Raw genomic sequence first — 18,172 nt, 5'->3', positions numbered from 1 at the left:
AGGCTGCGGCGCACCGGCGGATCCAGCAGGATTCACCGAGGGCCCGGGGTAGGGTGGATCAGGTGAGTCTCGCTTCCGATACATCGATCAGACCCCTGCGGATCGCGTCCGTGAACGTCAACGGGATACGTGCCGCCTACAAGCGGGGCATGCAGGAGTGGCTGACCGACAGAGGCATCGATGTGCTCTGCCTCCAGGAAGTGAGGGCGCCCGGGGAGGTCCTCAGCGATCTGTTGGGGGATACCTGGCACGTGGTGCATGCCGAGGCGGAAGCCAAGGGGCGGGCAGGAGTGGCGATCGCCTCCCGGCAACCCTTCACCGGGACCCGCATCGGTCTTTCCGACGAATATTTCGACACCTCGGGCCGGTGGGTCGAAGCTGACCTCGATCTTCGCGGGAGCACCCTGACGGTTGCCAGCGCCTACGTCCATTCGGGTGACGCCGGAACCCCGAAGCAGGACGACAAGTACCTTTTCCTCGACGCGATGAGCCTGCGCCTGCAGGCACTCCGAGCGTCGTCCGACTACGCCCTGGTCGTGGGTGACCTGAACGTCGGGCACACCGAGCGCGATATCCGGAACTGGAAGGGAAACCTGAAGAAGGCGGGTTTCCTTCCGGAGGAGCGGCAGTACTTCGACTCGTTCTTCTCCCAGGAAGGCGGGTACGTCGATGTCCACCGGGCACTCTCGGGCGACGTCGACGGTCCCTACACCTGGTGGTCCTGGCGCGGGAAGGCCTTCGACAACGACGTCGGCTGGCGGATCGACTACCACCTGGCAACGAAGCAGCTCTCCGACGCGGCAGCGAACGCGGTGGTGGATCGGGCCCCGAGCTGGGACACCCGATTCTCGGACCACGCGCCGCTCGTCATCGACTACCGGATCTAGGGAATGGAACTTCTCGACATGACCCCGATTCCGCCCGCCGCCCGGGCCCGCATCCTGTCCGGCATGCAACCCTCCGCCGGCTCCCTGCACCTCGGCAACTATCTCGGCGCGCTGGTGCACTGGGTCCGCATGCAGGACACCCACGACGCCGTCTTCTTCATCCCCGACCTCCACGCCATCACCGTCCCGCAGGACCCCGCCGAGCTGGCTGCGCGCACCCGGAGCACCGCGGCCCAGTACATCGCCGGGGGAGTCGACGTCGACAAGGCGACGCTCTTCGTGCAGTCCCATGTTCCCGAGCATGCGCAGCTGGCGTGGGTGCTGAACTGCATCACCGGGTTCGGCGAAGCATCGCGCATGACCCAGTTCAAGGACAAGGCTTCGAAGCAGGGAACCGACAGCACCAGCGTGGGGCTCTTCACCTACCCCGTCCTCCAGGCGGCAGACATCCTGCTGTACCAGCCCGAGGGCGTTCCCGTGGGCGAGGACCAGCGTCAGCACGTGGAGCTCAGCCGGGACCTGGCCCAGCGCTTCAATGCGCGCTTCGGACCGGCCTTCACCGTGCCGCAGCCCTTCATCCAGAAGGAGTCGGCCAAGATCTACGACCTGCAGAATCCGACGTCGAAAATGTCGAAGTCGGCGTCGTCGCCCGCAGGGCTGATCAACCTGCTCGACGACCCCGGGGTCACCGCGAAACGCATCAAGTCCGCTGTCACTGACACCGGTACCGACATCCGCTTCGATGCGGCTGCGAAGCCGGGAATCTCCAACCTGCTCACCATCTACTCCGGCCTTTCGGGCCGCAGCATCGCTGACCTGGAGGCGGACTACGACGGCCGGATGTACGGCCACCTCAAGGCGGACCTGGCCGAGGTCGTCGTCGATGCCCTGGCACCGGTGCGCGCGCGCGCGGAGGAGCTCCTGTCCGACCCCGCGGAGCTCGACCGGCTGCTGGCCAAGGGCGCGGCGAAGGCACGCGGCATCGCGTCGGCGACACTTGCCGACGTGTATGCGAAGGTGGGATTCCTCCCTGCCGCAGGCTCCCCTGCGCGGCCCGACGGGATCGGGGCGCCCTAGGATGTGCGCCTCCACCTACCGGCCGCTCGGCGCGCCGAACGGCGCAGGGCCGGAACAGCTGCCTGCCACGAGCTGTGTGGGCATCACCATCCCGATCCCGGAACCGCTTGCCACCGAGCTCGAAAGGTGGCGGGCCTCGTTCGGTGATCCGATGGCCGTCCTGGTTCCACCCCACATCACGCTGATCACGACGACGCCTGCCACGGATTGGCAGGACACCATCGAGCATGTGCGCGGTGTGGCGAAGGAGCAGCGCGCCTTCACGGTCACGCTTCGGAGCACCGGATCATTCCGCCCCCTGTCGCCCGTGGTCTTCCTCAGGGTGGACGAGGGTTTCGAGGAGTGCGTCGAGCTTCACGGGAAGCTGCAGGCCGGCCCCTTGGAGCGCGATCCCGAGTTCCCGTTCCATCCCCACGTCACCGTGGCCCATGACGTCAGCGATGCCGGAATGGACGCTGCCGTGGTGGAACTGGAGTCCTTCGAGGCGTCGTTCCCGGTCCGTAGTATGGGGCTGTACGAGCATCAACCATCCGGAGTCTGGAAGCTAAGGGAAGAGCTGAGCTTTGGCGAAGACACTGAAGGCAGCGAAACCTCCGGTCGTTGACCAGCCGTCGCCGGCTGATCGGCATGAGCTGAACCGGAAGGTGCTCGAAGCGCGCCGGAACCTCGGCAGGCAGAAGCGCGAGGGCGCGGGGGCAGTGGCGCTCGGCACCGCACGGGCCTTCATTGGCCTTGCGCGCCTCAATACCCTGAAGCCGGTCCGCATCCTCCAGCTGTACGCATGGCGCAGGGGACCGCTCCTGGCTGCCGGTGTCGCCTACCGGATGTTCTTCGCGGTCGGCGCCCTGCTCGTGGTGGGCTTCTCGACCCTGGGCCTCGTGATTTCCGGCGACACCGAGCTCCAGGAACTTCTCGTCACCACGGTCGATTCGACGACTCCAGGGTTGATCGACACGGACGGAGAGGAAGGGGAGGTGGGCCTGGCCACCCCCGAGGAGCTGTTCGGGGCGACGAACGGCTATGGACTTGCCCTGGTGATCTCCACCGTGGTCATGGTCTTCACCTCCCTCGGCTGGATTTCCGGAGTCCGGCAAGGGATGAGGAGCATCTTCGGCCTGGAGCCGACGTTCTTCCATCCGGTGCTCGTCCGGGTGAAGGACGCCGGTATCCTCCTGATCCTGGGAGTGGTGCTGGTCATCACGACGGGCGTGGGCGTGGTCGCCAACACGGTGCTGGATCTCGCCCTGACCTGGCTGGACCTCTCCGAAGCCGCACGTCCGATGACGCAGTTGGCCGGGTTCGCGGTGATGCTGATCCTCGATACCGCGGTTGCGGTGATCCTCCTCCACTCCGCGTCGCGGATCGACATGCCGCGAAACGTCCTTCTGCAGGGGGCGCTGATCGCTGGGGGAGGAAGCACCATCCTGCGGACCTTCAGCACCCAACTGCTGGGCAGCGGCGTGGAGCGGAACCCGTTCCTCCTGCCGTTTGCCGTGATCCTCGGCCTGTTCATCTGGTTCTTCCTCCTCAGCCAGGTGTACCTGCTGGCCGCGGCATGGTGCGCCGTGGGTGCCGCCGATGCGGCAGCGGACGCCGAACGCAGCGCCGGCACCAAGGCGGGCACTCTCCGCCAGCAGAGCAGGCGCGCGTCCCGCGCCTGACTGGTGTGCGGCGGCGTCGGGCGGGTGGCCCCACATGACTGGTGTGCGGCGGCGTCGGATGTGCGTTCCCCAAAAAAGGAGGCAGTCCACTGTCGTGGACTGCCTCCTGCCGTCCCCGGAGGGAACCGTCGATCCTAGACCTTGCGGGTGAGGATGGCCTGCTTCACTTCGGAGATGGCCTTCGTCACCTGGATGCCGCGCGGGCATGCCTCGGTGCAGTTGAAGGTGGTGCGGCAGCGCCACACGCCCTCCTTGTCGTTGAGGATCTCCAGCCGCATGTCTCCTGCGTCGTCGCGCGAGTCGAAGATGAATCGGTGCGCGTTGACGATCGCAGCCGGGCCGAAGTACTGGCCGTCGGTCCAGAACACCGGGCACGACGACGTGCACGCCGCGCACAGGATGCACTTGGTGGTGTCGTCGTAGCGTTCCCGCTCTTCGGCGGACTGCAGGCGCTCGGACGTGGGCTCGTGTCCCTTGCTGACAAGGAACGGCATGATCTCGCGGTAGGACTGGAAGAACGGCTCCATGTCCACGATGAGGTCCTTCTCCACGGGAAGTCCCTTGATAGGCTCCACCAGGATGGGCTTGGACGTGTCGAGGTCCTTGAGGAGTGTCTTGCAGGCCAGACGGTTGCGGCCGTTGATGCGCATGGCATCGGAACCGCACACGCCGTGCGCACACGAGCGGCGGAAGGAGACGGAACCGTCGTGCTCCCACTTGACCTTGTGCAGGGCGTCCAGCACACGGTCGGTGCCGTACATGGTCAGCTTCCATTCATCCCAGTGGGCGTCATCCGACACCTCCGGGTTGTAGCGGCGGACCTTCAGGGTGATGTCGAAGGTGGGGATCTCCCCGCCGCCGCCTACACCCGGTGCCAGCTCGATCTTGGAGGCCGGCTCTTTCTCAATGGTTTCAGTGCTCATCAGTACTTACGCTCCATGGGCTGGTATCGGGTGAAGACCACCGGTTTGGTCTCAAGGCGCACGCCGCTGGTTCTCACTGCGCTCGGGTCCTTGTAGGCCATGGAATGGGTCATGAAATTCTCGTCGTCGCGCTCCGGGTAGTCCTCGCGGAAGTGGCCCCCGCGGGATTCCTTGCGGTGCAGGGCAGCCGCCGTCATGACCTTGGCCATGTCGAGCAGGAAACCGAGCTCCACGGCTTCGAGGAGATCCAGGTTGAAGCGCTTGCCTTTGTCCTGGACGGAAATGCGGGTGTAGCGCTCCTCGAGGCCGTCGATCACGGCGAGGGCTTCGAGGAGGGTTTCTTCGGTGCGGAACACCTGGACATTGGCATCCATGATGTCCTGCAGTTCCTTGCGGATCAGGGCCACGCGCTCCCCGCCCTCCGAGCTCCGGGCCGTATTCAGCAGGGCCTCGGTATCGGCGAGCGGGTTGTCGGGAATCTCCACGAAATCGGCAGTCAGCGCATACGCGGCGGCGGCCAGGCCGGCGCGCTTGCCGAAGACGTTGATGTCGAGGAGCGAATTGGTGCCGAGGCGGTTGGACCCGTGCACCGATACGCAGGCCACCTCGCCGGCGGCGTAGAGGCCCGGCACCACGGTGTCATTGTCGGAGAGCACCTCCGCCTTGACGTTCGTGGGGATGCCGCCCATGGCGTAGTGGGCCGTGGGGAAGACGGGCACCGGCTCGGTGTAGGGCTCCACGCCGAGGTAGGTGCGTGCGAACTCCGTGATGTCGGGAAGCTTCGCGTCGATGTGTGCCGGCTCGAGGTGGGTCAGATCCAGCAGGACATAGTCCTTGTTCGGGCCGGCCCCGCGGCCCTCACGGACCTCGTTCGCCATCGACCGGGCCACGATGTCACGGGGCGCCAGGTCCTTGATGGTCGGTGCGTAGCGCTCCATGAAGCGCTCGCCCTCCGAGTTGCGGAGAATCGCTCCCTCGCCGCGAGCCGCCTCCGAGAGGAGGATGCCGAGGCCCGCCAGTCCTGTCGGATGGAACTGGAAGAACTCCATGTCCTCGAGGGGGATGCCGCGCCGGAACGCGATGCCCATGCCGTCGCCGGTCAGGGTATGCGCATTCGAGGTGGTCTTGTAGACCTTGCCCACGCCGCCGGACGCGAAGACTACGGACTTGGCCTGGAAGATGTGGAGCTCGCCCGTCGCCAGGTCGTAGGACACGACCCCGGCAACGCGTTTGGCGATGCGGGTCACGCCGTCGATGGTCTCCTCCTGGTCCACCATCAGGAGGTCGAGCACGTAGTACTCGTTGTAGAACTCGACATTGTGCTTCACGCAGTTCTGGTACAAAGTCTGGAGGATCATGTGGCCGGTGCGGTCGGCCGCATAGCAGGACCGGCGGACCGGGGCCTTGCCGTGGTCGCGGGTATGTCCACCGAAACGCCGCTGGTCGATCCGGCCCTCCGGCGTCCGGTTGAACGGAAGCCCCATCCTCTCAAGGTCGAGGACAGCTTCGATCGCTTCCTTCGCCATGACCTCGGCGGCATCCTGGTCCACCAGGTAATCGCCGCCCTTGACCGTGTCGAAGGTGTGCCATTCCCAGTTGTCTTCCTCGACATTGGCCAGGGCGGCGCACATCCCACCCTGCGCGGCGCCCGTATGGGACCGCGTCGGATACAGCTTGGTCAGTACCGCCGTCCGTGCGCGCTGACCGGATTCGATCGCTGCCCGCATCCCGGCGCCGCCGGCGCCGACGATGACGACGTCGTACTTGTGGACCTGCATACTGGTCGCTCTTTCTGTTGGCTGGAAGTGTGCTGCGCCAGCCACCCCGGGGACCGGAGTGGCTGGCTTGCTGCTCGGGGGCTGATCCCTGGGAGTCCCTAGGAGGTGGGGCAGTACTCGGCAACGTGCGCGACGCCGTCGATCACGGGGCAGGGATCGAAGGTGAAGATCACCAGGGTGCCGAGGATCACGATCACCACGGTCGAGGCGTACAGGACTGCCTTGAGCCCCATGCGTGTGGAGTTCTTCTCCGCGTAGTCGTTGATGATCACGCGGACGCCGTTGGTGCCGTGGAGCATCGCCAGCCACAGCATGGTGAGGTCCCAGATCTGCCAGATCGGGCTGGCCCACTTGCCGGCGACGAAGCCGAAGTCGACACCGTTGATGCCGTCACCGGCGACCATGCTGGTCCAGAGGTGGACGAAGATCAGGACCACGAGAATGGCTCCGGAGAGACGCATGAAGAGCCACGCGATCATCTCGAAGTTGCCCCGGGAGGAACTGGTCCGCGAATACTCGGGGGCTACCCTGCCGGAGCGGGGGCTTTCAATGATGGGAACGGCCACGGCTTCTAACCTCCGAATACGTGCGAGAGATGGCGGATCGAAAACGCGATCATGGTGACGGCCCACAGGCCGACGACGCCCCACAGCATCTGGCGGTGGTAGCGGGGGCCCTGCTTCCAGAAGTCCACTGCAATGACGCGGAGCCCGTTGAAGGCGTGGAAGACGATGGCTGCCACGAGGCCCAGCTCGCCGAGTCCCATGATGGGATTCTTGTAGGAGGCGATGACGGCGTCATACGCTTCGGGTGAGACACGCACCAGGGACGTGTCCAGAACGTGCACGAGGAGGAAAAAGAAAATCACTACCCCGGTAATGCGGTGCGCCACCCAGGACCACTGGCCTTCCCGGCCGCGGTAGAGGGTGCCTGCTGGTACCAGTGTCTTCGACATTGAAATTACCTCCCTGCATCGCAGCGGCGTTAGCGCGTTCCACGCAGGGATTACGCCGGGGCGAGAGCACTCTTATAACTTAAGGATAATCTAGGCCGGGGGCCGTTCCGGTTCAATGTAGGCACTCCTACCCTGTGACGTTGTTTACATTCCGACGCTGTCTGCGTGCCGCCGATTTCCGGGCCTCGCAGGATCGTGGCGGGCCGCAGGCCGGGCACCGAGTTGAACACGTGGTCTAACGTGGAAGTAATGACTACCGAGAGGGCTGCTGCCCAAAACCCCGACAGTGTGCCCGACAGTGTGCTTGACCGGTTCTACGGTGTGATACCGGCAGGCGGCACCGGCACGAGGCTCTGGCCGCTCTCGCGCGCCGCCGCCCCGAAGTTCCTCCACGATCTCACAGGCTCCGGAAGCACCCTGATCCGCGCCACCTATGACCGCCTTCGCCCCCTGTGCGGCGGGCGCACCATGGTGGTCACGGGCATCGCACACCGGCGCGCAGTGCTCAAGCAGCTGCCGGAGATCGAGGACCGGGACCTGGTGCTCGAGAGTGAGCCGAAGGATTCAGCGGCAGCGATCGGGCTCGCCGCGGCGATCCTGCACCAACGGAACCCCGACACCATCATGGGATCCTTCGCCGCGGACCAGGTCATCACCCCGGTCGAGGTCTTCCAGGCGGCGGTGCGTGAAGCGATCCACACCGCAGCACAGGGCTATATCGTGACCATCGGCATCGAGCCGACCCACCCGTCCACCGGATTCGGCTACATCCGCGCAGGCGCGGCACTCGACGTTCCGGGGGCGCCCAGCGCGCACGCCGTCATCGAATTCGTCGAGAAGCCGTCCGAGGAGGTGGCCCTCGGCTACCTCGACAGCGGAAGCTACAGCTGGAACGCGGGGATGTTCGTGGCTCCCGTGGCCCTGATGCTGAAGCACCTCGAGGCGAACGAGCCGGTGCTGTACGAGGGACTGACCGAGATCGCAGCTGCCTGGGACACCCCGCGGCGCGTGGAGGTGGCCCGTCGGGTCTGGCCCGGTCTGCCGAAGATCGCCATCGACTACGCGGTGGCGGAACCGGCGGCAGCGGAAGGCGACGTCGCCATGATCCCCGGTTCCTTCAGTTGGGACGACGTCGGCGACTTCGCGGCCATCGGGCGGCTGAACCCGGCGACCGAGAACCGGGAACTGAAAGTGATGGGCGAGGGCGCCAGGGTCTTCTCGGAGAACGCCTCGGGCATCGTGGTCTCGGACACCAAGCGCGTCATCGCTCTGATCGGGATCAAGGACGTCGTCATCGTGGACACGCCGGACGCCCTGCTGGTCACCACCAAGGAGCACGCGCAGGAAGTCAAGAAGGCCGTGGAGCACCTGAGGGCCAGCGGCGACACCGACGTCCTGTAGGGCGCCGGTAGGCTGTACCGGTGGAAACTACTCGCTCAGACGGAGCCGTCCCCCCTGTCGGCGTGTGGCTCGCACCGGTGCTCGGGGAACTGACGCGCTTCCGCCGCGACCTTCATGAGCACCCGGAGCTGTCCTATGAGGAACACCGGACCACGGACCGCCTCGTGGAGCGCCTCGAGCAGGCGGGACTGATGCCGAAGCGGCTGGAGAACACCGGGGTGTACGTCGACATCGGAGACGGCCCGCTCCGCATCGGGCTGCGGGCCGACATCGACGCCCTGCCGATCATCGAGGAAACGGGCCTGCCCTACAGCTCCGCGACCACGGGCGTGGCCCACTCCTGTGGCCACGACATCCATGCCACGGTGATGCTGGGAGTGGCGCTCGTCCTCGCCTCCATGCACGAGGAGGTTCCCCTGGCCGGAACGGTGCGCATCATCTTCCAGCCCGCCGAGGAGATGATGCCGGGCGGTGCCCTCGACATCATCGCGCAGGGCATCCTGCACGACGTACCCCGGATCCTCGCGCTGCACTGCGACCCCCGCATCGACGTAGGACAGGTCGGCACCCGGATCGGCGCCATCACCTCGGCCTCCGACACGGTGCGCGTCGAGCTGATCGGCCGCGGTGGTCACACGTCCCGTCCGCACCTGACCGAGGACCTCGTGTTCGCTCTCGCGACCATCGCCGTCAACGTCCCTGCGGTCCTTTCGCGGCGCATCGACGTGCGCAGCGCCGTATCGGTGGTGTGGGGCCAGATCCATGCCGGTTCAGCACCGAATGCCATCCCCGCGCACGGCTTTCTGTCGGGAACGCTCCGCTGCCTTGATGGCGAAGCATGGGAGTCCGCGGGTGAGCTCCTCGACAGTGCGGTACGGCAGGTGGCCGCGCCCTTCGGCGTCGACGTGAAGCTCGAACACATCCGCGGAGTGCCTCCGGTGGTGAACTCCGAGGCCGAGACCGGCCTGCTCGAGGCCGCCGCGCGCGCCGAACTGGGCGACGACGCCGTCATGCTGACCCCGCAGTCCATGGGCGGCGAGGACTTCGCCTGGATGACCCAGGCCGTACCGGGTGCCATGATGCGGCTCGGGACCCGCACCCCCGGCGGCGAGACCTTCGACCTCCACCGGGGAGACTATGCACCGGATGAGCTCGCGATCGGCTATGGAGTCCGAGTGATGGCCGCGGCGGCGCTGCGGGCGGTGCTCGGCCTGCGCCACTGAGCTTTTCCGGCACGAACCGGCATCCAGTGCGCAGCAATTACGGCAAAAGTGGCTCCGCGACGTTATTTCCGCGCACTGGATGGGACGGTAGGCGCGGCGCCACGCCCAACCGCTCGACACCGGAGTTGATAACGAATACCGAACGATCGGTGGGCGGCGGGCGCGTCCCGTTAGTGTTGTCCGTCACCTGCCCCTAGAGTATTCGCATACGCGCTGCACCGACGGTGTCGCAAGCGCCACAACCGGTTCCCGGTGAAAACAGAGCTTCCTGCACCCTCGGGTGTCGAAGGCGGACACTCACTGGCAATCACCCGGGTGGCATATCTCTTTTCCTGGAGGAACTTTGAAGAACTCACTGCGCAAATTCCCGCGCGGCACCGTCCTGTCGGCCGCCGTCCTCGGCGCATCTGCCCTCGTCCTCAGCGGTTGCGGCACCCCGCCGGCCGAGGAGGCTGCAGGCGCCACGGCTGCAGCCGAAACCGACTACCTCGGGTGCATCGTGTCCGATTCCGGCGGATTCGATGACCGCTCGTTCAACCAGTCCAGCTATGAGGGCCTGAAGCAGGCCGAAGCGGACCTCGGCATCCAGATCAACCAGGCCGAGTCCCAGGCCGAGACCGACTTCGGTCCCAACGTGGACAGCATGGTGCAGGGCGGCTGCGACATCACTGTCACCGTCGGCTTCCTATTGGCCGACACCACGAAGGCCGCGGCCGAGGCCAATCCGGACGTGAACTTTGCGATCGTCGATGACAACTCCATCGACCTTCCGAACGTCAAGCCGATCATCTACGACACGGCGCAGGCGGCTTTCCTCGCCGGCTACGCCGCGGCCGCCACCTCCGAAACCGGCAAGGTGGCCACCTACGGCGGAGTCAACATTCCCACCGTCACCATCTTCATGGACGGCTTCGCGGACGGCATCACCTACTACAACGAGCAGAACAGTGCGGCGGTGGAGCTCCTCGGCTGGGACAAGGAAGCCCAGAACGGCACGTTCATCGGCAACTTCAACGACCAGGGCGCCGGCAAGACCAACACCCAGAACTTCATCAACGAGGGCGCCGACATCATCATGCCGGTTGCCGGCCCGGTGGGTCTCGGCACGCTCGACGCCGTCATCGAAGCCAACGCGGCGGGCGGCAACGCACGGGTGGTCTGGGTGGATTCCGACGGCTATGAAACTGCAGGAAAGGGCGAGGAGTTCATCCTCACCTCCGTCATGAAGCTCATGGGTGACGCCGTCGAGGAAGTCATCAGCACCGACGTCGAGGACAACTTCGACAGCACCCCCTATGTCGGGACGCTCGAGAACGGCGGAGTTGCACTGGCTCCGTTCCACGACCAGGAAGCGAATGTTCCCGAGGACCTGCAGGCGCAGCTCGACGAGATCACGGAGCAGATCATCTCCGGCGACATCACTGTCGAGTCCGGGGCAAGTCCCGAGCAGTAGGCTCAGCACTCATCGACAGACCGCTTCCCTCCCGCGGAGAAACCCGCGGCGAGGGAAGCGGTCTGTTTTTGCCGCCGTTGCCTGCACTCCATGTAGAACCGGTATTCTTCACCTGAATTGATACGCAAAGAACAGGCTGGTTGGGTCGTGAAACTCGAACTCAAGGGCATCACCAAACGATTCGGAACGCTGGTCGCCAATGACCATATCGACCTCGTGGTGGAGCCGGGGCAGGTGCACAGCCTGCTCGGAGAAAACGGAGCGGGCAAGTCCACGCTCATGAATGTCCTCTACGGACTGTACGACCCCACCGAGGGGGAGATCCTCGTCAATGACAAATCTGTCACCTTCCGGGGTCCCGGCGACGCCATGGCCGCGGGCATCGGCATGGTGCACCAGCACTTCATGCTGGTGCCGGTCTTCACCGTCGCGGAGAACGTGGCGCTGGGCAACGAGGCGACCAAGGCCGGCGGAATGCTCGATCTCTCCGACACCAGGGCGAAGATCCGGGCGATTTCCGACCAGTACGGGTTCGACGTCGATCCCGATGCCGTGGTCGAGAACCTGCCCGTCGGTGTCCAGCAGCGCGTCGAGATCATCAAGGCACTCGTCCGGAACGCCGAGGTGCTGATCCTCGACGAACCGACCGCCGTCCTCACACCCAAGGAAACCGACGAACTGCTCGGCATCATGGGTCAGCTCAAGGCGGACGGCAAGTCCATCGTCTTCATTTCCCACAAGCTGCGCGAAGTGAAGGCGGTCTCCGACGTCATCACCGTGGTGCGCCGCGGAAAAGTGGTGGGAACGGCAGACCCGGGGGCTTCCACCACCGAGCTTGCGTCCCTCATGGTGGGCCGCGCTGTCAGCCTGACGCTCCAAAAGGAGCCGGCGCATCCGGGAGAGGTGTCCTTCAGCGTCCGGGACCTCGTGGTTCAGGCCGCCAACGGCCAGCGCGTCGTGGACGGGCTGAGCTTCGACGTGGCGCAGGGCGAAATCCTTGCTATTGCCGGCGTCCAGGGCAACGGACAGACCGAACTCACCGAAGCCATCCTGGGACTCCAGAACCATGTCCGCGGCTCCATTCTGCTGGACGGGCAGGAGCTTCTGGGCCGGGGAGTCAAGGACATCATCCGGGCCGGGGTCGGCTTCGTTCCCGAGGACCGCAGTGTCGAGGGCCTCGTGGGAAGTTTCTCCGTCGCCGAGAACCTGATCCTGAACCGCTACGACCAGGCGCCGTTCGCCAGGGGCCTCTCGATGTCCTCCGCCATCATCGAGAAGAATGCCGACGAGAAGATTGCCGAGTACGACGTGAGGACGCAGTCGGCCGCGGCGGCGGCCGGCACGCTCTCCGGCGGCAACCAGCAGAAGCTCGTCATGGCACGTGAACTCTCGCGGCCGCTCAAGCTGTTCATCGCGTCCCAGCCCACCCGTGGCGTCGACGTCGGCTCCATCGAGTTCCTCCACCGGCGCATCCTCCAGGAGCGCGACGGCGGCACCCCGGTCATCATCGTGTCCACCGAACTCGACGAGGTGCTCGAGCTGGCGGACCGCATCGCGGTGCTGTATCGCGGACGGCTCATGGGCATCGTGCCAGGAACCGTGTCACGGGACGTCCTCGGCCTGATGATGGCCGGTATGCCGGGCGATGAAGCACTGGCGCAGGCCACCAACGTTCGAGGAGAAATGCAGTGAGTGTGCAGGAAAGCCAGCCGGTCGCAGGATCACCGACCGTGATGCACCGCGTCATGACCGGCAACGCGCTCGTCGCGGTGCTCGCCGTCGTGATGTCGCTGATCCTCGGCGGTCTGCTGATCGCGCTGACGGATCCCGACGTCGCCTCCGCGGCGTCGTACTTCTTCAGCCGTCCGCAGGACACCCTGGCTGCCGCGTGGTCCGCCGCCTCGGGCGCGTATCTCGCACTGTTCCAGGGCTCGATCTTCAACTTCGAGGGTGAAACGTTCACCCGCATGATCTACCCGCTGACGCAGACGCTGACCGTGGCCACGCCGCTGATCTGTGCCGGCCTCGGGGTGGCCCTGGCCTTCCGGGCGGGCCTGTTCAACATCGGCGCGCAGGGCCAGATCCTGATCGGTGCAACCTTCGCCGGCTGGGTGGGTTTCACCCTTGATCTCCCCGCCGGCATCCACCTGCTCCTCGTGATCCTTGCGGGAATGCTCGGCGGGGCGCTCTGGGCGGGACTGGTGGGTGTCCTGAAGGCGCGCACCGGCGCGCACGAGGTGATCCTCACGATCATGCTCAACTACGTGGCGGTCAACCTGGTGCTGTACTTCCTCAGCACTCCAGCGTTCCAGCGGCCCGGCTCGACCAACCCGATCAGCCCGCAGCTCGACGCGACGGCGCTCTACCCGCCCCTGCTCGGCCCGGAGTTCCGGCTGCACTGGGGCTTCGTGGTGGCCGTCCTGGCAACGGTCTTCGTGTGGTGGCTCCTCAACCGGTCCACCGTCGGGTTCGAGTTCCGTGCGGTGGGAGCCAACGCCAGTGCCGCGCGCACTGCGGGCATCAGCGTCAGCAAGGGCTACATCCTCGCCATGGCGATCGCAGGTGCCCTCGCAGGGCTTGCCGGGGTGGCCCAGGTGTCGGGAACGGAGAAGGTCCTGACCTCGGGTGTTGCGGCGAGCTTCGGCTTCGACGCCATCACCGTCGCGCTCCTCGGACGGTCGAGCCCCTGGGGCACCTTCGCCGCGGGCCTGCTGTTCGGCGCTTTCCGCGCCGGAGGCGTCACCATGCAGGCGTCAACGGGTACCAGCATCGACATCGTGCTGGTCGTCCAGTCCCTGATCGTCCTCTTCATCGCGGCCCCGCCGCTGGTCCGGTCCCTCTTCCGGCTGCCGGTGCCCGGAGCCTTCCCTGCTCCGAAATCCGCCAAGGACCGCACGAGCGCAGCCACTGGAGGCACAGCATGAGTACATCCGCCACAGCAGCGCCCGTCCGCGCGGACGCCCCTTCCGGAGGCGTCCGCAACTGGAAGAACCCCATCCTCCTGTCGGTGCTCGCATTGCTTGCGCTGCTCGTGTTCGCCCTCGGAGCGCCCGCTAACGACGTCACGTTCCGCCTGTCGGATCCCGGGGACGCCCTGGCGCTGCCCGAACTCGTCCTGTCCGCACCGCTGATCGGCTGGATCACGGCACTGGGCATGCTGGCGCTCGCAGCTTTCGTCGTCGCCCGGACGCGCCGTGGCGAGCCTGCTCCGCGCTGGCTCCTCGCGGCCTTCGCCGTCCTCTTCCTGATCGGTTTCCTCACCTGGGTGGTCGGCAGTGCACGGACGCCCAACGTGGCACTGTACGGACTGCTGGCCGGGTCGGTCACCCTTGCGGTGCCGCTGATCTTCGGTTCCCTCTCGGGCGTCCTGTGCGAGCGTTCAGGCGTCGTGAACATCGCCATCGAGGGGCAACTGCTGTTCGGTGCTTTCGCTGCGGCCGTCGCTGCGTCGCTGTCCGGCAGCGCAATCGTCGGCCTTCTCGCCGCCGCGGTGGCAGGCGTGATGGTCTCCCTCGTCCTGGCGGTCTTCAGTATCCGCTACCTCGTGAACCAGGTGATCGTGGGCGTCGTCCTCAACGTCCTGGTGTCCGGGCTCACCGGTTTCCTGTTCTCCGCGGTACTCAGCGAGGACTCCGAAACGTGGAACAGTCCGCCCCAGCTGCCCGTCCTCAGCATCCCGGGCCTCTCGGAGATCCCCATCCTCGGTCCCATCCTGTTCGAGCAGACCATCGTGGGTTACCTCATGTACCTGGCGGTGGCGGTGGTGTATGTCGCTCTCTACCACTCGCGGTGGGGCCTGCGTACCCGAGCGGTGGGTGAGCACCCCAAGGCCGCCGACACCCTCGGCGTCAACGTGAACCGCATGCGTTTCACCAACGTGCTGCTCGCCGGCGTCGTGGCCGGTGTCGGCGGTTCCTTCTTCACGCTCGTGCTGGTCTCCGGCTTCGGGCGGGACATGACGGCAGGACAGGGCTACATCGCCCTCGCGGCGCTCATCTTCGGACGCTGGAACCCGATCGGCGCGTTCTTCGCGGCGCTTCTCTTCGGATTCGCCACGAACCTCTCCAACGTGCTCAGCCTGCTGGGCACACCCGTGCCGGACCAGTTCCTTCGCATGCTGCCGTACGTGGTCACCATCTTCGCCGTCGCCGGCCTCGTCGGACGCTCGCGGGCTCCGGCGGCCAGCGGCATCCCCTACGTCAAGGGCTAGGACGCATCATGCCGGACACCGGAATCCCCTGGGAAGAACTCACAGCGGCGGCCACTGCCGCCATGGGGAGGGCCTACGTGCCCTACTCCAACTACCCGGTCGGAGCCGCCGCGCTGATCGACGACGGGCGCATCATCTCGGGCTGCAACGTGGAGAACGCGTCCTACGGGCTCACGCTCTGCGCCGAATGTGCGCTTGTCAGCAGCCTCGCGATGACCGGAGGCGGCCGGATCGAGGCCTTCAGCTGCGTGGACGGTGCGGGCAACACGCTCATGCCCTGCGGGCGCTGCCGCCAGCTGCTCTACGAGTTCCGGGCGCCCGGAATGGTCCTGATGACCGTGAGCGGCATCCGAACGATCGACGAGGTGCTGCCGGATGCCTTCGGCCCGCAGCACCTCGCCTGAAACCTCCACTCCTTCCTCCAGAATAGGTACTTCCCATGACTGAAGCATTCGACGCCGTCGACATCATCCGCATCAAACGCGACAGGGGCACCCTCAGCCCTGAACAGATCGACTGGACCATCGACGCCTACACCCGCGGCGCCATCGCCGACGAGCAGATGGCCGCGCTGAACATGGCGATCCTCCTCAACGGCATGGACCGCGCCGAGATCTCCCGGTGGACGGCGGCCATGATCGCTTCGGGGGAGCGGCTGAACTTCTCCGGCCTCGGCAAGCCCACCAGTGACAAGCACTCCACCGGGGGCGTGGGGGACAAGATCACGCTGCCGCTCGCCCCGCTGGTGGCGGTGTTCGGTGTCGCCGTTCCCCAGCTGTCCGGCCGCGGCCTCGGCCACACCGGCGGAACGCTGGACAAGCTGGAAGCCATCCCGGGTTGGCGTGCGCACCTCAGCAACGAGGACATGATGCGCCAGCTCGCCGACGTGGGAGCGGTGATCTGCGCCGCAGGAACCGGCCTGGCGCCCGCCGACAAGAAGCTGTACGCGCTGCGTGACGTCACCGGAACCGTCGAAGCCATCCCCCTCATCGCCTCCTCCATCATGAGCAAGAAGATCGCCGAGGGAACCGGATCCCTGGTCCTCGACGTCAAGGTGGGCAGCGGTGCGTTCATGAAGGACGTGGAGCAGGCGCGGGAGCTCGCGCGCACCATGGTGGCGCTCGGCAGGGACGCCGGAGTCACCACGGTCGCCCTGCTGACCGACATGGCGACGCCGCTCGGCCTCACCGCCGGCAACGCCATCGAGGTCGAGGAATCCGTGGAGGTGCTCGCCGGCGGCGGACCGTCCGACGTCGTCGAACTCACCGTCCGCCTGGCGGAGGAGATGCTCGCCTGCGCAGGCGTGACCGACGCGGACCCCGCTGCGGCGCTGAAGGACGGCAGGGCCATGGACCTCTGGAACCGCATGATCGAGGCGCAGGGCGGGGATCCACGTGCCGCGCTTCCCGTCGCCCGCGAATCCGAGGTGATTCTCGCCCCGGCCGACGGCGTGCTGGTGGAACTCGACGCGCTCGCCGTCGGAGTGGCAGCATGGCGCCTCGGAGCGGGCCGCGCCCGCAAGGAGGACGTGGTGCAGGCGGGCGCCGGGGTCCGGCTGCATGCCAAGCCCGGAGCCGTGGTGCGCGCGGGCGAGCCGCTGATGACCCTGCTCACCGATACTCCTGAGAGGTTCGACCGAGCGCGCGACGCGCTGGCCGGAGCGGTCACCATCGCGCCCGAGGGTTCCCGCCCGGCGCGCCGGCTCATTCTCGACCGCATTTCCTAGGGGTTTTCCGTCGAATTCCGGCACCCCGTCAGGGGTATACCTGATGCGGGCAGGCCTGGCCGCCGCCAGACTTAACGGGACCCCTTCGCCACTCCATCGGTGAACGGGCGCGGAATCAACCCGAAGGAGCCCGGCGCGTGGACGTTTGGAACGCTGTCACCACCGGTATCAGCGATCTGGTGGTGGCCGCCGCGGAACAGCCCTGGGTGTACCTCCTGGTCTTTGTCTGCTGCACCGTGGACGGCTTCTTCCCGCCCTTCCCGAGCGAGTCGGTGGTCGTCGGCCTCGCCTCCCTGATCATCGCCCAGGGCGTGCCCAACCCCTGGATCCTCATCGCGGTCGCCGCGGCAGGGGCGTTCACCGGCGACAACATCGCCTATGCGATCGGCAGGGGAGCCGCTGATGACCCTGCTCACCGATACTCCTGAGAGGTTCGACCGAGCGCGCGACGCGCTGGCCGGAGCGGTCACCATCGCGCCCGAGGGTTCCCGCCCGGCGCGCCGGCTCATTCTCGACCGCATTTCCTAGGGGTTTTCCGTCGAATTCCGGCACCCCGTCAGGGGTATACCTGATGCGGGCAGGCCTGGCCGCCGCCAGACTTAACGGGACCCCTTCGCCACTCCATCGGTGAACGGGCGCGGAATCAACCCGAAGGAGCCCGGCGCGTGGACGTTTGGAACGCTGTCACCACCGGTATCAGCGATCTGGTGGTGGCCGCCGCGGAACAGCCCTGGGTGTACCTCCTGGTCTTTGTCTGCTGCACCGTGGACGGCTTCTTCCCGCCCTTCCCGAGCGAGTCGGTGGTCGTCGGCCTCGCCTCCCTGATCATCGCCCAGGGCGTGCCCAACCCCTGGATCCTCATCGCGGTCGCCGCGGCA

Annotated in this window: 16 protein-coding genes and 3 pseudogenes; 15 read left to right on the top strand and 4 right to left on the bottom strand. The window is 66.4% G+C overall.

All coding sequences use genetic code 11. The annotated features are described in order from the left end of the window. The first annotated feature begins 53 nt into the window (after positions 1-53). The 4 genes from Y704_RS0109645 to Y704_RS20255 are packed head-to-tail and all read left to right on the top strand — an operon-like array spanning position 54 to position 3,625. A complete protein-coding gene (locus Y704_RS0109645; RefSeq protein WP_081747532.1) occupies positions 54-887 on the top strand; it encodes an exodeoxyribonuclease III in 834 nt (277 codons plus the stop codon). Between the two features lie 18 nt (positions 888-905). After that, complete coding sequence (gene trpS / locus Y704_RS20260; RefSeq protein ID WP_035772255.1) at positions 906-1,964, top strand: tryptophan--tRNA ligase; 1,059 nt, start codon at positions 906-908, stop codon at positions 1,962-1,964. A 1-nt stretch (position 1,965) separates the two neighbouring features. Beyond that, entirely contained in the window at positions 1,966-2,568 is a 603-nt protein-coding gene (locus Y704_RS0109635) for a 2'-5' RNA ligase family protein (RefSeq protein WP_035772224.1), read from the top strand. Further along, positions 2,528-3,625 (top strand): YihY/virulence factor BrkB family protein, encoded by a 1,098-nt coding sequence (locus Y704_RS20255; RefSeq protein ID WP_051476879.1) that lies wholly within the window; start codon positions 2,528-2,530, stop codon positions 3,623-3,625. The genes Y704_RS0109635 and Y704_RS20255 overlap by 41 nt, the downstream gene beginning before the upstream one ends. Before the next feature lie 134 nt (positions 3,626-3,759). On the opposite strand, the gene Y704_RS0109625 is transcribed toward Y704_RS20255, so the two are convergent. The 4 genes from Y704_RS0109625 to sdhC form a co-directional block, all read right to left on the bottom strand. Continuing rightward, the gene (locus tag Y704_RS0109625; protein WP_026549964.1) at positions 3,760-4,548 is read right to left on the bottom strand and encodes a succinate dehydrogenase iron-sulfur subunit; all 789 of its coding nucleotides are present in this window, start codon (positions 4,546-4,548) and stop codon (positions 3,760-3,762) included. Beyond that, positions 4,548-6,326 (bottom strand): succinate dehydrogenase flavoprotein subunit, encoded by a 1,779-nt coding sequence (gene sdhA / locus Y704_RS0109620; protein WP_026549963.1) that lies wholly within the window; start codon positions 6,324-6,326, stop codon positions 4,548-4,550. Before sdhA ends, Y704_RS0109625 begins: the two co-directional genes overlap by 1 nt. A gap of 98 nt (positions 6,327-6,424) precedes the next feature. Then, entirely contained in the window at positions 6,425-6,892 is a 468-nt protein-coding gene (locus Y704_RS0109615) for a succinate dehydrogenase hydrophobic membrane anchor subunit (RefSeq protein WP_026549962.1), read from the bottom strand. Positions 6,893-6,897: 5 nt separating this feature from the next. Continuing rightward, on the bottom strand, positions 6,898-7,281 hold the full coding sequence (gene sdhC / locus Y704_RS0109610) for a succinate dehydrogenase, cytochrome b556 subunit (protein WP_026549961.1): 384 nt from the start codon (positions 7,279-7,281) through the stop codon (positions 6,898-6,900). 249 nt (positions 7,282-7,530) lie between these two features. Between sdhC and Y704_RS0109605 the strand changes: the two genes are divergently transcribed. From Y704_RS0109605 to Y704_RS25225, 11 genes and pseudogenes are all read left to right on the top strand, one after another. Next, on the top strand, positions 7,531-8,682 hold the full coding sequence (locus Y704_RS0109605; RefSeq protein WP_026549960.1) for a mannose-1-phosphate guanylyltransferase: 1,152 nt from the start codon (positions 7,531-7,533) through the stop codon (positions 8,680-8,682). Positions 8,683-8,702: 20 nt separating this feature from the next. After that, complete coding sequence (locus Y704_RS0109600; protein WP_026549959.1) at positions 8,703-9,905, top strand: amidohydrolase; 1,203 nt, start codon at positions 8,703-8,705, stop codon at positions 9,903-9,905. Positions 9,906-10,248: 343 nt separating this feature from the next. Then, on the top strand, positions 10,249-11,358 hold the full coding sequence (locus Y704_RS0109595; RefSeq protein WP_026549958.1) for a BMP family lipoprotein: 1,110 nt from the start codon (positions 10,249-10,251) through the stop codon (positions 11,356-11,358). Between the two features lie 147 nt (positions 11,359-11,505). Beyond that, positions 11,506-13,050, top strand: a complete 1,545-nt coding sequence (locus tag Y704_RS0109590) for an ABC transporter ATP-binding protein (RefSeq protein WP_026549957.1) — start codon at positions 11,506-11,508, stop codon at positions 13,048-13,050. A gap of 41 nt (positions 13,051-13,091) precedes the next feature. Further along, entirely contained in the window at positions 13,092-14,282 is a 1,191-nt protein-coding gene (locus tag Y704_RS20250; RefSeq protein ID WP_081747535.1) for an ABC transporter permease, read from the top strand. Then, positions 14,279-15,568 (top strand): ABC transporter permease, encoded by a 1,290-nt coding sequence (locus tag Y704_RS0109580; protein ID WP_026549956.1) that lies wholly within the window; start codon positions 14,279-14,281, stop codon positions 15,566-15,568. The genes Y704_RS20250 and Y704_RS0109580 overlap by 4 nt, the downstream gene beginning before the upstream one ends. 8 nt (positions 15,569-15,576) lie before the next feature. Beyond that, positions 15,577-15,972, top strand: a complete 396-nt coding sequence (locus Y704_RS0109575; RefSeq protein ID WP_026549955.1) for a cytidine deaminase — start codon at positions 15,577-15,579, stop codon at positions 15,970-15,972. A 35-nt stretch (positions 15,973-16,007) separates the two neighbouring features. Beyond that, the gene (locus Y704_RS0109570) at positions 16,008-17,294 is read left to right on the top strand and encodes a thymidine phosphorylase (protein WP_026549954.1); all 1,287 of its coding nucleotides are present in this window, start codon (positions 16,008-16,010) and stop codon (positions 17,292-17,294) included. Between the two features lie 137 nt (positions 17,295-17,431). Beyond that, positions 17,432-17,686: pseudogene (locus Y704_RS20245) on the top strand (DedA family protein); the annotation flags it as partial. Next, a pseudogene (locus tag Y704_RS24000) lies at positions 17,682-17,822 on the top strand (thymidine phosphorylase); the annotation flags it as partial. The pseudogenes Y704_RS20245 and Y704_RS24000, both read left to right, overlap by 5 nt. A 137-nt stretch (positions 17,823-17,959) precedes the next feature. Then, positions 17,960-18,172 (top strand): annotated as a pseudogene (locus Y704_RS25225) (DedA family protein); the annotation flags it as partial.

Source organism: Arthrobacter sp. Br18 (assembly GCF_000520555.1).
GTDB lineage: Bacteria > Actinomycetota > Actinomycetes > Actinomycetales > Micrococcaceae > Arthrobacter_D.
The sequence above is the reverse complement of the archived record's forward strand: the minus strand, read 5'-3'. Positions and strand labels throughout refer to the sequence as shown.